The organism is Pseudomonas sp. HLG18 (genome assembly GCF_051903985.1).
Classification (GTDB): domain Bacteria; phylum Pseudomonadota; class Gammaproteobacteria; order Pseudomonadales; family Pseudomonadaceae; genus Aquipseudomonas; species Aquipseudomonas fluorescens_BT.
In genome coordinates, this window is record NZ_CP195831.1 from 946,414 (window position 1) to 963,274 (window position 16,861).

At 64.5% G+C, this 16,861-nt stretch carries 1 protein-coding gene and 1 pseudogene; both read left to right on the forward strand.

What is annotated here, in order from left to right:
• Positions 1-7 precede the first annotated feature (7 nt).
• A pseudogene (locus ACSPX5_RS04425) lies at positions 8-1,741 on the forward strand (amino acid adenylation domain-containing protein); the annotation flags it as partial.
• Positions 1,741-16,800 carry a non-ribosomal peptide synthase/polyketide synthase gene (locus tag ACSPX5_RS04430; protein ID WP_439821013.1) on the forward strand — a complete coding sequence of 5,020 codons (15,060 nt, stop codon included), beginning with the start codon at positions 1,741-1,743 and terminating at the stop codon, positions 16,798-16,800. The pseudogene ACSPX5_RS04425 and the gene ACSPX5_RS04430, both read left to right, overlap by 1 nt.
• The last annotated feature ends 61 nt before the right edge of the window (positions 16,801-16,861 follow it).

The window sequence follows — 16,861 nt, forward strand, 5'->3', positions numbered from 1 at the left end:
CTTCGCCGACACGCAGCTGACCTACGCTGAACTGGACGCCCGGGCCAACCGCCTGGCGCATAAACTGATTGAACTCGGCGTCGGCCCGGAAGTGCGGGTGGGCGTGGCGTTGCCGCGTTCCGGGCAGTTGCTGGTTGCACTGCTGGCGGTGCTCAAGGCCGGTGGCGCCTACGTACCGCTGGATCCGGACTACCCGGCCGACCGTGTGGCCTACATGCTCGAAGACAGCCGTGCGCGAGTGCTGCTGACTGAGCAAGAACTGGCGGCAACACTGACCGTGCCGTTCGACACGCAAGTGTTGCTGCTGGATCAGATCGCGCTGGATGGCTATCCGGCTCAGGCACCGCAAACTGCGGTGACGCCGGACAACCTCGCCTACGTGATCTACACCTCCGGTTCCACCGGCAAGCCGAAAGGCGTGGCGATTGCCCATCGCAACGTCATGGCGCTGATCGACTGGTCGGCCAAGGTCTACCGCCGCGAAGACATTCAAGGCGTGCTGGCCTCGACCTCGGTGTGCTTCGACCTGTCGGTGTGGGAGCTGTTTGTGACCCTGGCCAACGGCGGCTCGCTGATCATCGCCCGCAATGCGCTGGAACTGCCGCAACTGCCGGCGCGGGATCAGGTGCGCCTGATCAACACCGTGCCGTCGGCGATCAACGCGTTGCAGCGTGCCGGGCAGATTCCGCCGGGCGTGCGGATCATCAACCTGGCGGGCGAGCCGCTCAAGCAAGGGCTGGTGGACGCGTTGTATCAGCAGCCGAACATTGAACACGTCTACGACCTGTATGGCCCGTCGGAAGACACCACTTACTCGACCTGGACCCGCCGCACCGCCGGTGGTCAGGCGCGGATCGGCCGGGCGCTGGATCACTCCGCCAGCCACTTGCTCGATGCCGATCTGCAAGCGGTGCCGCACGGGGTGTCGGCCGAGTTGTACTTGTCGGGCGCCGGCGTCACGCGTGGCTACCTGGGCAAAGCGGCGATGACTGCCGAGAAGTTTGTGCCCAATCCTTTCGCCCGCAATGGCGAGCGTCTCTACCGCACCGGCGACCTGATTCGTCAGCGCGAGGACGGCGAGCTGGAGTACATGGGCCGGATCGACCATCAGGTGAAAATCCGTGGTTTCCGGATCGAACTCGGCGAAATCGAAGCGCGCCTGCTGGCGCAACCGGGCATCAGCGAGGCGGCCGTGCTGGCCGTCGAGGCCGAGGGCGGCGCACAACTGGTGGCTTACGTGGTCGCCCCACAACTGGACGTGTACGACGGGCAAGCGCAACGACAACTGCGTGACGGACTAAAGACTGGCCTCAAGTCTTCGTTACCTGACTACATGATTCCCGCGCACCTGCTGTTCCTTGAGCAGTTGCCCCTGACCCCCAACGGCAAGCTCGACCGCAAGGCGCTGCCGGCGGTGGATGCCAGCCAGATGCAGGCCGCGTATGTCGCGCCGCAATCGGAGCTTGAGCAGCAGGTCGCGGCAATCTGGCAGCAAGTGCTCACCGTGGAACGCATCGGTCTGAACGATCACTTCTTCGAACTCGGCGGGCACTCGCTGCTGGCGGTCAATGTCGTGTCGCGCATCGCCCTGGAACTGGGCCTGGCGCTGACGCCGCAACTGCTATTCCAGCACCCCGTCCTCGGCGACTTTGTCGCTCGACTCGATACAGGAGGCGGGGCAATCAACGAACAGAAACTGAACAAGCTGGAAGCCCTGCTTGACGATATGGAGGAGTTCTGATGGACACGAGTGTTGCTTTGAGGATTGCCAAGCGCTTTATCACTCTGCCGCTGGACAAACGTAAGCTCTACCTGGAAAAGATGCTCGAAGAGGGCGTCTCGCCGGCGAACCTGCCGATTCCGGAAACTCGCTCAAGCTTCGAGGCGATCCCGCTGTCCTACGCCCAGGAACGCCAGTTGTTCCTGTGGCAGATGGACCCGCACAGCACCGCGTACCACATTCCCAGCGCCCTGCGGTTGAAGGGCCGACTGGATGTCGCGGCGCTGGAGCGCAGTTTCAACGCGGTGATCGCCCGCCATGAAAGCCTGCGCACCACGTTCGTCGAGCAAGGTGAAACCTTCTGTCAGAAGGTTCACGGGCAGATGCCGTTGAACATCACGGTCGAGACGCTGGCGCCCGGTCAGGACGCTGACACCGCGATCAAGGCTTTCGTCGAAAACGAAACCGCACGCCCGTTCAACCTGCAACAGGGCCCGTTGCTGCGGGTGTCGTTGCTCAAGGTTGGCGAAGACGATCACGTGCTGGCGCTGATCCAGCACCACATCATCTCCGATGGCTGGTCGATGCAAGTGCTGGTCGGCGAGCTGATCAAACATTACGCCGCCGACACCGGCGGCCAGTCCCTGAGCCTGCCGCCGCTGGAGGTGCAATACGCCGACTACGCGATCTGGCAGCGCCACTGGCTGGAGGCCGGCGAGCGTGAGCGGCAGCTGAAATACTGGATCGACACCCTCGGCGGCGAACAGCCGGTGCTGGAATTGCCGATCGATCACCCGCGTCCGGCGGTGCAAAGCTTCCGTGGCGCGCGCCTCGATCTGAACCTGCCGGCGGCACTGGGCGAGGCCCTCAAGCAACTGGCCCAGCGCGAAGGCGCGAGTCTGTTCATGGTGCTGCTGGCGTCGTTTCAGGCCTTGCTGCACCGCTACAGCGGCCAGTCGCAGATCCGCGTCGGCGTGCCGACCGCCAACCGCAACCGGGTGGAAACCGAAGGCTTGATCGGCTTCTTCGTCAACACCCAGGTGCTGAGCGCGGACGTCCACGGACAACTGCCGTTCAATCAATTGCTGGCCCAGGTCAAGCAATCGGCGATGGCCGCCCAGGCCCATCAGGACCTGCCGTTCGAGCAACTGATCGAAGCCCTGCAACCGGAACGCAGCCTGAGCCACAGCCCGGTGTTCCAGGTGATGTACAACCACCAGGCGGTCAACGACCAGACCCAGCGTCAGAGCGAGGTGCAACTACCGCAACTGAGTGTCGAGGATATCGTCTGGGAAGGCCGCACCGCGCAGTTCGACCTGACCCTAGGCACCTACGAATCCAGTGAAGGCGTGGCGGCGGAACTGACCTACGCCACCGACCTGTTCAAGCCGCAAACCATCGAGCGTCTGGCGCGCCATTGGCTGAACCTGCTGCACGGCATCGTCGCCGCGCCGAATCAGCGTGTCGGCGAACTGCCGCTGCTGGAAACCACCGAACATCAAGTGCTGTTGCAGGACTGGAAACGCGTGGTCGATCACGCCGCGCCGGCGCCCTGTGTGCAGCAACGCATTGCCCTGCAAGCCGCGCAGACGCCTGAGGCTACCGCGTTGATCATCGGCGAAGACCAACTGACTTACGGTCAGTTGAACGCCCGCGCCAACCAGCTCGCGCACAAGCTGATGGAGCTGGGCGTCGGTCCGGATCGACTGGTCGGCATCGCCGTCGAGCGCAGCGTCGAAATGATCGTCGGCCTGCTGGCAATCCTCAAGGTCGGCGGCGCTTATGTGCCGCTGGACCCGGCGTATCCGCAAGACCGCCTGGCCTACATGATCGAGGACAGCGGCATCGAATTGCTGTTGACCCAAGCGCACTTGCAGACGTTGCTTCCAATCCCGGCCGGTCTTGCCACGGCGTTGCTGGATCAGTCGCAGGACTGGCTGGCGGCGTACCCGACCACCGTGCCTGACGTGGCAGTGAACGGCGAGCATCTGGCCTACACGATTTACACCTCGGGCTCGACCGGCAAGCCTAAGGGCGTGATGGTCCGCCACGCAGCCCTGAGCAACTTCGTCGCAAGCATGGTCGGGCAACCGGGCATCGCTGCGGCGGATCGCATGCTGTCGCTGACCACGTTCTCGTTCGACATTTTCGGCCTGGAAATCTACGGCCCGCTGCTGGCCGGCGCCGCCGTGGTGCTGACCGGCAAGGATGTGCATCAGGACCCGCAAGCAGTGCTCGAACTGATCGACCGCCACGGCGTGACCATACTGCAAGCCACGCCTTCGACCTGGCGCATGCTGCTGGACCACGAACACGCCGGGATTCTCGACGGCCGCACTTTCCTGTGTGGCGGTGAAGCGCTGCCTCAGGAGCTGGCGCAACGCATGCTGGAGCGCTCGCCGAAGGTCTGGAACCTCTACGGCCCGACCGAAACCACGATCTGGTCGGCGCTGCATCCGTTGAGCGTGGACAACAGCCGTCCGTTCCTCGGCAAACCGATCGACAACACCGCGCTGTACATTCTCGGCAGTGATCTGGAACTCAATCCGCTCGGCGCGCCGGGCGAGCTGCTGATCGGCGGCGACGGTCTGGCGCGGGGTTATTTCCAGCGTCCTGCGCTGACCGCCGAACGCTTTGTGCCGGACCCGTTCTCGACCAGCGGCGAGCGTCTGTATCGCACCGGCGACCTGACCCGTTACCGTGCCGAAGGCGTGATCGAATACATCGGCCGGATCGACCATCAGGTGAAAATCCGGGGGTTTCGCATCGAACTGGGCGAAATCGAAGCGCGCCTGCTGGCGCTCGACAGCGTGCGCGAAACGGTAGTGGTCGCCCAGGACGGCCCGACCGGCCCGCAACTGGTGGGCTACGTGGTGCCGACGTCCGGCGAGGTGCTGGATGCCGACGGTGAAGCCGCGTTGCGCGCTGCGCTCAAGACCAGCCTCAAGGCTGAATTGCCGGAGTACATGGTGCCGGCGCACCTGCTGTTTCTCACGCAACTGCCGCTGACCCCCAACGGCAAAGTCGACCGCAAGGCCTTGCCGGCCCCCGACGCGAGCCAGTTGCAATCGACCTACATCGCGCCGCAGACCGCCACCCAGCACACCGTCGCCGAAATCTGGAAAACCGTGTTGAAACTGGAGCAGGTGGGCCTGGGCGACAACTTCTTCGAACTCGGCGGCCATTCGCTGCTGGTGACTCAGGTCGTTTCGCGGGTGCGTGAGGCGCTCAACGTGCAAGTGCCGCTGCGCACCCTGTTCGAACACAGCACGCTGGTGGATTTCGTCGCCGCCCTCGGCGTCGAGCAGGTGCAGCAGGAGCCGCCGATTGTTGCGTTGCCGCGTCAGCAACCGCTGACGCTGTCCTACGCTCAGGAACGTCAGTGGTTCCTCTGGCAGCTGGAGCCGACCAGCACCGCCTACCATGTGCCGGCCGCATTGCGCCTGCGCGGTGAACTGGACCTGCCGGCGTTGCAGCGCAGCTTCGATGCGCTGATTGCCCGCCACGAATCCCTGCGTACCTGCTTTGTCGAAGAGCAGGGCCAGACCCTGCAAGTGATCCAGGCTCAGGCAGCGCTGAACATCGCGGTCGAAAGCATCGACGGCGAGCTCGATGATGCCGCGTTGCAAGCCTTGGTCGCTGCCGAAACCCTGCACCTGTTCGACTTGCAGAAAGGCCCGCTGCTGCGGGTCAAACTGCTGCGCCTGGCGGCCGATGACCACGCGCTGATCATCACCTTGCACCACATCGTGTCCGATGGCTGGTCGATGGGGATCATGGTCAACGAGCTGGTGGCGTTGTATGCCGCCCACAGCGAAGGCAAGACCGCGCAGCTGCCGGCATTGCCTGTACAGTACGCCGACTATGCGGTGTGGCAGCGCCAGTGGATGAACGCCGGTGAGCGCGAACGTCAACTGAGTTACTGGACCGCGCAACTGGGCGACGGCGATCAGCCGTTGCTGGAACTGCCGACCGACCGTCCGCGTCCGCCGGAGCAAAGCTACCGGGGCGCGCGTCAGGACATCCCGCTGAGCGCCGAACTGGCCGCCGGCCTCAAACAGGTCGCACAGCGGGAAAACGTCACCCTGTTCGCGCTGCTGCTGGCGTCGTTCCAGACTCTTCTGCATCGCTACAGCGGCCAGGCCGACATTCGCGTCGGTGTGCCGGTGGCCAACCGTAACCGGGTCGAGACCGAAGGCCTGATCGGCTTCTTCGTCAACACCCAGGTGCTGAAGACTGAGTTCGACAGCCAGCAGACCTTCCGCAGCCTGTTGCAGCAAGTGAAGAACACCGTACTCGGTGCCCAGGCCCACCAGGACCTGCCGTTCGAGCAACTGGTCGATGCGCTGCAACCGGAACGCAGCCTGAGCCACAGTCCGCTGTTCCAGGTGCTGCACAACCACCAGAGTCAGACCCGTCAGGCGCAGGGCGCGACGCGTCTGCCGAAGATCGAGATCGAAGGCCTGAGCTGGGTGTCGCATACCGCGCAGTTCGACCTGACCCTCGACACCTTCGAGTCGACGGACAACGTCTGGGCCGAACTGACTTACGCCACCGACTTGTTCGACGCAGTGACCATGGAGCGTCTGGCGCAACACTGGACGAATCTGCTGCACGGCATCGTCGCCGATTGCGCTCAGCGCATCGCCGAACTGCCATTGCATGAGGCGGCCGAACGTCAGGCCACGCTGTTGCAATGGAACCCGGCCGTGGCCGATTTCCCGAGCGAGGCGTGCCTGCATCAACTGATCGAAGCTCAGGCCGAGCGTGCGCCGCAAGCGGTGGCCGTGACCTATGGCGAACAGACCCTGAGCTATGGCGAGCTCAACAGCCGCGCCAACCCGTTGGCCCACAAGCTGATTGCCAGCGGTGTCGGGCCGGACGTGCGCGTCGGTCTGGCGGTGGAGCGCAGCCTGGAAATGCTCGTCGGGCTGCTGGCGATTCTCAAGGCTGGCGGGGCTTATGTGCCGCTCGACCCGACGTATCCGGAAGATCGTCTGGCCTACATGATCGGTGACAGCGGCATCAGCCTGCTGCTGACCCAGAGTCATCTGCTCGGCCGTCTGCCAGTGCCGGACTCGGTGCGCAGCGTGATGCTCGATCAGGAAGGCGACGGCCTCGAACGCTACAGCGACAGCAACCCGCAGGTGCGCATGAGCCCGGACAACCTGGCTTACGTGATCTACACCTCCGGTTCCACCGGCCAGCCGAAAGGCACCTTGCTCGCCCATCACAACGTGCTGCGTCTGTTCAAGGCCACCGATGCCTGGTTCGATTTCGGCCCGCAGGATGTCTGGAGCCTGTTCCATTCCTACGCGTTCGACTTCTCGGTCTGGGAGATTTTCGGTGCGCTGCTGTACGGCGGCAAACTGGTGGTGGTGCCGTACGAGACCAGCCGTTCGCCGGAAGATTTCTACACCTTGCTGTGCCGTGAAGGCATCACCGTTCTCAACCAGACGCCGTCGGCGTTCAAGCAACTGATGCAAGTGGCGTGTGCCCCGGCACACGCGGCGGCGCAACCGTCCCTGCGCTACGTGGTGTTCGGCGGCGAGGCGCTGGAGGTCAAGAGTCTGCGGCCGTGGTTCGAGCGCTTCGGCGACCGGGCCCCGCAACTGATCAACATGTACGGCATCACCGAAACCACGGTCCACGTGACCTACCGGCCGATCTCCCTGGCCGACCTGCAACGCGACGCCAGCAGCCCGATCGGCGAGCCGATTCCGGACTTGTCCTGGTATTTGCTCGACGGCGACCTGAACCCGGTGGCCAAGGGTTGCATCGGTGAGCTGTACGTCGGCCGCGCCGGTCTGGCCCGGGGGTATCTGAACCGTCCTGACTTGACCACGCTGCGCTTCATTCCCGATCCGTTTGCCGCCGATGGCGGGCGTCTGTACCGCACCGGTGACCTGGCGCGTTATCGCGCCGACGGCGTGATCGAATACGTCGGCCGGATTGACCATCAAGTGAAGATTCGCGGCTTCCGCATCGAACTCGGCGAGATCGAAGCGCAGTTGCTCGAACAAGCAGCCGTGCGTCAGGCCGTGGTGCTGGCGCAGCCGGGCCTCAGCGGTCAGCAACTGGTGGCGTACCTGGTGCCGAGCGAGGCCGCCTTGCTCGCCGCCGACGCTGCCGAACAGGGCCAGTGGCGTGACAACGTGCGGGCCGCGCTCAAGGAAAACCTGCCGGATCACATGATCCCGGCGCACTTGCTGTTGCTCGAACAACTGCCATTGACCGCCAACGGCAAACTCAACCGCAGTGCCTTGCCGTCTGCGGATGCGAGTCAGGCGCAGCAGGCCTATCAAGCACCGCAAAGCGAACTGGAACAGCGTCTGGCCGAGATCTGGCAGGACGTGTTGAAGCTGGAGCGCGTGGGTCTGACCGACAACTTCTTCGAGCTGGGCGGCGATTCGATCATCTCGATTCAAGTGGTCAGCCGCGCCCGTCAGGCCGGCATCCGTCTGAACCCCAAAGACCTGTTCCAGCACCAGACTATCCAGCGTCTGGCGCTGGTTGCGCAGATGGGTGACAGCGAATCGACCATCGATCAGCAACCGGTTACCGGCCCGGCGTTGCTGTTGCCGATTCAGCAGCAGTTCTTCGAGGACGACATCCCCGAGCGTCACCATTGGAACCAGTCGGTGCTGCTCAAGCCACGTCAGCCGCTGGCGGCCGAAAAGGTCGAGCAAGCGGTGCGTGCGCTGGTCATCCATCACGATGCCTTGCGCCTGAGTTTCAGCCAGCAGGGCAGCGTCTGGCAGGCCGAACACCTGTCGGTCGATGCGTTGCCGCAAGACCTGCTCTGGCAGGAAGACATTGCCGACATCGCGGATCTTGAAGCCTTGGGCAATCGCGCCCAGCGCAGCCTCGACCTGCAGAACGGCCCGTTGCTGCGTGCGGTGCTGGCGAATCTGGCTGACGGCACGCAACGCCTGTTGCTGGTGATCCATCACCTGGCGGTGGACGGCGTGTCGTGGCGGATTCTGCTGGAAGACCTGCGAACCGCGTATCAACAAGCCAACAGCGGTCAGACCCTGGACCTGCCGGCCAAGACCAGTGCCTTCAAGGACTGGAGCGAACACTTGCAGCGTTACGCCAACAGCCCGGCGTTGCAGGAAGAACTGGCGTACTGGCAGGCCTGCCTGAGCGATGTCAGCACCGATCTGCCGTGCAAGCGTCTCGACGCCGGCCAGCAGAACCGTCTGGCGCAAACCGTGCAGACCCGCCTCGGCGCGGAGCTGACCCGGCAGCTGTTGCAAGAAGCCCCGGCGGCCTATCGCACCCAGGTCAACGACCTGCTGCTGACCGCGCTGGCCCGAGTGATCGGGCGCTGGAGCGGGCAGACGTCGACGCTGATTCAACTGGAAGGTCACGGTCGCGAAGAGCTGTTCGACGGCGTCGACCTGACCCGCACCGTGGGCTGGTTCACCAGCCTGTTCCCGGTGCGCCTGACCCCGGCCGAAGGCGCGGGGGAGTCGATCAAGCAGATCAAGGAACAACTGCGCTCGATCCCGAATAAGGGCATCGGTTTCGGTGCGCTGCGTCACCTTGGTGATGCCGATGTGCAGCGCAGCTTGAAGGCGTTGCCGACCCCGCGTATCACCTTCAACTACCTCGGCCAGTTCGACGGCAGTTTCGAAGCCGATGACGGCGCGCTGTTCGCCCCCGCGCCGGACAATGCCGGCCTGGAACAAAGCCCGGATGCGCCGCTGGGTAACTGGCTGACCCTCAACGGTCAGGTCTACGGCGGTGAACTGAGTGTCGGCTGGACCTTCAGCGAAGAACGCTTCGACAGCGCCACCATTGAGGCGCTGGCTCGCGACTACGCCGATGAACTCGCCGCGCTGATTGGCCACTGCCTGACCCCGGACGTGGAAGGCCTGACCCCGTCGGACTTCCCGCTGGCCGGCCTGACCCAGGCACAACTCGACAGCCTGCCGCTGCCGGCCTCGCAGATTGCCGACATCTATCCGCTGTCGGCGATGCAGCAGGGCATGCTGTTCCACAGCCTGTACGAGCAGACGTCCGGCGACTACATCAACCAGGTTCGCCTGGATGTCGAAGGCCTCGACCCGCAGCGCTTCCAGCAGGCCTGGCAGGCAGCGGTGGACAACCACGACATCCTGCGCACCAGCTTCGTCTGGCAAGGCCAGGTGGCGCGTCCGGTGCAAGTGGTGCACAAGCATCTGGAGATGCCGTTCAGCGTGCTCGATTGGCGTGACCGTAATGCCGATCCGGCAGCCCTGGATCAGTTGGCCGCCAGCGAGCAGGCGCAAGGTTTCGACCTCAGCCACGGCCCGCTGCTGCGCATGGTCGTGGTGCGTCTGGACGATCAGCGCTGCCACCTGATCTACACCAACCACCACATCCTGATGGACGGCTGGAGCAATTCGCAGTTGCTCGGCGAAGTCCTCCAGCGCTATGCCGGGGAAACCCTGCCGGCACTGGCCGGGCGTTATCGCGACTACATCGAATGGCTGCAACGCCAGGACGTCAAGGTCAGCGAACACTACTGGACCGCGCAACTGGCCAACCTGCAGGAGCCGACCCGTCTGGCCCAGGCGATTCAGGCCCAGCGCAGCGACGAGTCCCGTGAAGGTCACGGCGAGCGTTACGTGTTCATCGACGCCGAACAGACCCGGCGTCTGGGGGAATTCGCTCGCCAGCAGAAGGTCACGCTCAACACCCTGATCCAGGCTGCATGGCTGCTGCTGTTGCAGCGCCTGACCGGTCAGGAAAGCGTGGCGTTCGGCGCCACCGTGGCCGGTCGTCCGGCCGAGCTCAAGGGCGTCGAGCAGCAGATCGGCCTGTTCATCAACACCTTGCCGGTGATCGCCAGCCCGCGTTCGGACTCCAGCGTCGGCCAGTGGTTGCAGAACGTGCAGGCGCAGAACATCGGCCTGCGTGAACACGAACACACGCCGCTGTTCGACATCCAGCGCTGGGCCGGGCAGAGCGGTGAAGCGTTGTTCGACAACATTCTGGTGTTCGAGAACTATCCCGTGTCCCAGGCCCTGGAAGAGGGCGCGCCACAGGCGTTGCGCTTTGGCGAGGTCAACAACCACGAGCAGACCAACTACCCGCTGACTCTGGCGGTGAATGTCAGCGATGAACTGTCGCTGCACTACAGCTACCAGCGCGGGCAGTTCACCGATTCGGTGATCGAGCAATTGAGTGCGCAACTGCACAACCTGTTGCAGCAAATGGTGCAGTCGGGCAATGCCATGCTCGGCGCGTTGGACTTGCTCGACACCGCCGACCGCTGCTTGATGGTCGAGCAGTGGAACGCCACCGGCATCGACTATCCGCTGGAGCAAGGTGTGCACACGCTGATCGAAGCCCAGGCCCTGCGCACCCCGGACGCGCCGGCGCTGGTGTTCGCCGGTCAGACGCTGAGCTACGCGCAGCTCAACGCCCGCGCCAATCAGTTGGCCCATGGCTTGATCGCCCGTGGCGTCGGCCCGGATGGGCTGGTCGGAATTGCGGTCGAGCGCAGCCTGGAAATGGTCATCGGCCTGCTGGCGATTCTCAAGGCCGGCGGCGCCTATGTGCCGTTGGACCCGGAGTACCCGCGTGATCGCCTGAGCTACATGATCGCCGACAGCGGCATCGGCCAGTTGCTGACCCAGCCGCACCTGCTGGCCAGCCTGCCGATTCCCGACGGCGTACAGACCCTGTGCCTGGAGCCGTCCGGTGCGGACTTCGCCGAGTGGCCGACGCACAATCCGCAGGTCGAATACGACGCCAGCAACCTTGCGTATGTGATCTACACCTCCGGTTCCACCGGTCTGCCGAAAGGCGCAGGCAACGCCCATCGCGCCCTGACCAACCGCCTGATGTGGATGCAGCAGGCCTATGGTCTGGACGCCAGTGACACCGTGTTGCAGAAAACCCCGTTCAGCTTCGACGTGTCGGTGTGGGAGTTCTTCTGGCCGCTGATGACCGGCGCCCGGCTGGTCGTCGCGGCACCGGGCGACCACCGCGATCCGGCGAAACTGATCGCGCTGATCAATGCCGAACGCGTCACCACGCTGCACTTTGTGCCGTCGATGCTGCAGGCCTTCCTGCAAGACGCCAACGTGTCGAGCTGCACCGGTCTGAAACGCATTGTCTGCAGCGGTGAAGCGCTGCCGGTGGATGCGCAGGTGCAGGTGTTCGCCAGACTGCCGCAGGCCGGTCTGTTCAACCTGTACGGCCCGACCGAAGCGGCCATCGACGTGACCCACTGGACCTGTCGCGACGAAGGCCGCGACGGCGTGCCGATCGGTCAGCCGATTGCCAATCTGTCGACCTTCATTCTCGACAGCGGCCTCAATCCGCTGCCGGTGGGTGTGGCTGGCGAGCTGTACCTCGGTGGCATCGGTCTGGCCCGTGGTTATCACCGTCGTCCGGGGCTGAGCGCCGAGCGTTTTGTCGCCAACCCGTTCGCGGCCGGCGAGCGGATGTACCGCACCGGTGACCTGGCACGCTACCGCGCCGACGGCGTGATCGAGTACGTCGGGCGCATCGACCATCAGGTCAAACTGCGCGGTCTGCGGATCGAGCTGGGTGAAATCGAAGCGCGGCTGATGGAGCACGCCGCCGTGCGGGAAGCGGTGGTGGTTGCCCGTGATGTGCTGGGCAGCCAGCAACTGGTGGCGTACCTGGTGCCGAGCGATCCGGCGACCGTCGATGCTCCGGACGCCGTGCGCAATGAACTGCACGACAGCCTGTCGACCTGGCTGGGCGCAAGCCTGCCGGATTACATGGTGCCGGCGCACCGGATGTGGCTGGCGCAGATGCCGCTGAGCCCCAACGGCAAACTCGACCGCAAGCGTTTGCCGGCGCTGGCGTTCTCGGCTGCGCAGCAACACGTCGAACCGGCCAGTGCCATCGAACAGACGCTGGTGGACATCTGGAAAGACGTGCTGGGCCTTGAGCGGATCAGCACCACCGACAGTTTCTTTGCGTTGGGCGGCGATTCGATCATCTCGATTCAGGTGGTCAGCCGCGCCCGTCAACAAGGCATCGAGCTGAGCCCGAAAGACCTGTTCCAGCAGCCGACCATCCAGCAACTGGCCGCGCGTGCCCAAGCCACCGAAGGCACTCAGGCACCGGTAGCCGTTTTGGTCGACATGCCGTTGCACGGTCTGAGCGAGGCGCAGATTGCCGAGCTGCCACTGCCGGAAGGGCAACTGGACGGGTTGTACCGCTTGTCGCCGATGCAGCAGGGCATGCTGTTCCTCGGCCTGAACTCGCCGGAGGCCGACCTCTACATCAACCAGGTGAGCATTCCGGTGCAGGGCCTGGAGCCGGCGCGCTTCAAGGCGGCGTGGGAAGCGGTGAGCCGCCGTCACGACATTCTGCGCACCGGTTTCCTCTGGCAGGACATGGCCGAGCCGCTGCAATTCGTGCTCGCCGATCCGCAACTGCCGGTGAGCCTGCTCGACTGGCGCGATCAGGATCACTCGGAACAAGCCTTGCAGGCACTGGCCGCCAGTGAACGGGCCAAGGGTTTCGACCTCGACCGTCCGCCGCTGCAACGCCTGACGCTGGTGCAAGTGGGCGAGGGCAGCTATCAGCTGATCTGGACCTATCACCACATCCTGATCGACGGCTGGAGCAGTTCGCAGCTGATCGGCGAAGTTCTGAGCCAGTATTCCGGCCAGCCACTCGCCGAAGCGGTGCCGTACCGTCGCTACATCAACTGGCTGCAACAGCAGGATGCCAATGCCAGCGAAGGTTTCTGGCGTGAACATTTGAGCCTGCTCGACGAGCCGACTTATCTTGCCGACGCCGTGGCGCGCACCGGCGAAGGTCGCGGTCACGAAGCGCTGTACAGCCGTCTGGGCGAAACCCGCACCGAACAGCTCAAAGCCTTCGCCCAGTCCCAGCAGATCACCCTCAACACGCTGGTGCAGGGGGCGTGGCTGATGCTGCTGAGCCGTTACAGCGGCCAGCGCTGCGTGGCGTTCGGCGCCACGGTGGCGGGGCGTCCGGCAAGTTTGCCGGCGTCGGAGTCGATCCTCGGTCTGTTCATCAACACCTTGCCGGTGATCAAGGACGTGCCGGCCGAACAGGCGGTCGGCCAGTGGCTGCGCGACTTGCAGGACTTCAACCTGGAAATGCGCGAGCGCGAATACACGCCTCTGTCCGACGTTCAGCGCTGGGCCGGGCGGACCGGGCAGTCGCTGTTCGACAGCATCATCGTGTTCGAGAACCACCCGATCGATCAGGCGTTGCGCGAGTGGCGCGACGACTCGCTGAAGTTTGGCGAGAGCGCCAGCGCCGGCCTGACCAACTTCCCGATGGACCTGATGGTCACGCTCGAAGATGGCCTGGTGATCGAGTACATGTTCCTGCGCGAGCATTTCGACCGGGCGACCGTCGAAGGCATCCGCAGCAATATGGAAGGGCTGCTGACCGCACTCACCGAGGACGCTGCGCAACCGCTGGGCCGCATCGGTCTGCCGACTGCGAATGTCGCGGATTCGACGGCGGTTGCCGTGCAGCCGCCAGCGGTGGCGGTGCATCAGCGCATTGCTCAGTGGGCCGCGCAGCGCAGCGAGCAGACTGCCGTGGTTTTCAATGATCAGGCGTTCAGCTACGGCCAGATCGAGGCTCGGGCCAATCGTCTGGCCCATGCGCTGATCGCCGAGGGCGTCGGTCCGGAAGTGCGGGTCGGCGTGGCGTTGCCGCGCAGCGAGAACATGATTGTCGCGCTGCTGGCGGTGCTCAAGGCCGGCGGTGCCTACGTGCCGCTGGACGCGACTTATCCTCGCGAGCGTTTGAGTTATCTGATGCGCGATTCCGGTATCGCGCTGCTGCTCAGCGATTCGAGCCTGCGTCAGGTGATGCCGCCTCAGGACAACCTGCATGTGCTGGAACTGGATCGACTGGACCTCAGCGCCCGGCCGGAGACTGCGCCGCAGGTTTCGGTCGAACCGGGCAACCTCGCTTACGTGATCTACACCTCCGGATCCACCGGGCTGCCGAAAGGCGTCGGTGTGGCTCACGGGCCGCTGGCGATGCACTGCGAGGCGATCGGTCAGCGTTATGAAATGAGCGCGGCTGATTGCGAATTGCACTTCATGTCGTTCGCGTTCGACGGCGCTCACGAGCGCTGGCTGACCACCCTGACCCACGGCGCGCGCCTGCTGATCCGTGACGACAGCCTGTGGACGGCCGAGCAGACCTGCAACGCCATGCATCAGCACGGCGTGACCGTGGCGGCATTCCCGCCTGTGTACCTGCAACAACTGGCCGAACACGCCGAGCAACACGGCAACCCACCGCCGGTGCGGATCTACTGCTTCGGTGGCGATGCGGTGCCGGTGGCGAGTTTCGAACTGGCCAAGCGTGCGCTCAAGCCGCGCTACATCATCAACGGCTACGGCCCGACCGAAACCGTGGTCACGCCGCTGATCTGGAAGGCCGGTGCCGAGGATGTCTGCGGCGCTGCCTACGCGCCGATCGGCAGCGTGGTCGGCGAGCGTTGCGGTTACGTGCTCGACAGCGATCTCAACCGTCTGCCGGTCGGCATTGCCGGCGAGTTGTACCTCGGTGGCGCGCTGGCCCGTGGTTATCTGGGACGCGCCGGCGGTACCGCCGAGCGCTTCGTGGCGAACCCCTTCAGCGCCGATGGCAGCCGTCTGTATCGCACCGGTGACCTGGTGCGCCAGCGCGCCGATGGCACGGTCGACTACCTCGGCCGGATCGACCATCAGGTGAAGATCCGCGGTTTCCGGATCGAGCTGGGCGAAGTCGAAGCACGCCTCAAGCAACAACCGGGCGTGCGCGATGCCGCCGTGGTCGCTCGCGAAGGCGTCAGCGGCAAACAACTGCTCGGCTATGTGCTGGCCGGTGCCGATGCGTCGGTGGACGGTCTGTGCGAACGCTTGCGCGAACAGCTCAAGGCCAGCCTGCCGGACTACATGGTGCCTGCGCACCTGATGTTGCTCGAGCGCATGCCGCTGACGCCGAACGGCAAACTCGACCGCAAGGCCTTGCCGGATCCGGACGCGGAACAGCGTCAGGATTACGTGGCCCCGCGCACCGAACTGGAAAAAGCTCTGGCGAAGATCTGGCAGGAGGTGTTGAAGATCGAACGCGTCGGCTTGACCGATAACTTCTTCGAACTGGGCGGCGACTCGATCCTCAGCCTGCAGGTGGTCGCCCGCAGCCGTGGGCTCAAGTCCCAGGGCCTGAGCCTGAAACTGCGCGACCTGATGCAGAAACCGAGCATCGCCGAACTGGTGGCCAGTGTTCAGGGGGCTGCCGAGAAGGCCTCCGGGCTGCTGGCAATGAACGCCGAGGTCAAGGGCCGGGCGCCGTTGTTCTGCATCCATGCCGGTTTCGGCACGGTGTTCGACTACGAGCCGCTGGCCCGTCGCTTGAGTGGTCAGCGCCAGGTGTTGGCGATCCAGTCGCGGATGTTGCTCGACCCGGCCTTCAGCGATACGTCGCTGCAAAGCATGGCGAGTGATTACGTGGCGCAGATTCGCGAGAAACAGCCGCAGGGGCCGTATCACCTGTTGGGCTGGTCGCTCGGCGGTACGCTGGCGATGCTGATGGCGGCGCAGCTTGAGCGGGAAGGGCAGCCAGTGAAGTTCGTCGGTCTGGTGGACAGCTTCGTGGCGTCGGCGGCCATCAATGCCGGGGCCGTGGATGACTGGCGAGCCGATCTGCGTGACTTCCTGCGGGTCACTTTGCCGGACGCCGCGAACGTGGCCATCGACGGCGAGGAAACTACGCAGAACCTGCGCGCAGTGTTCAACGCCGCCATGGGCGCCGAAAGTGGGGCTTCGACCTACGTCGCGCTGGGGGCCGATGAACTGGCCCATGTGTTCAGTGTGGCGCGCCGGCTCAAACAGCTGTCGCTGCAGCTCGACCGCTGTCCGCCGCTGGCGGTGCACCCGGTTTGCTGGTGGACACTGGGCCGGGAAGAGGAGGCGGTCGAACTGGCGGCGCAACTCGAACAGCCGGGCATGGGTGGCGAATGGCTGGACTGCGGGCATTTCCAGATCCCGCGGGATGAAACTTTCCTGTCCGAGGCTGAAGAAATGCTCGGCGAGTTCGTTGAATCAGTAGCCATGTCCTGAAACCTGCTTCGTAACCGCAAACACCACTCGGGCGCCTAAGGCGCCCGAGTGGTCTGGAGAA

Bases quoted from the DNA above. Each gene is read 5' to 3' on its own strand.
- ACSPX5_RS04430 (WP_439821013.1), top strand. From the start codon at position 1,741: ATGGACACGAGTGTTGCTTTGAGGATTGCCAAGCGCTTTATCACTCTG.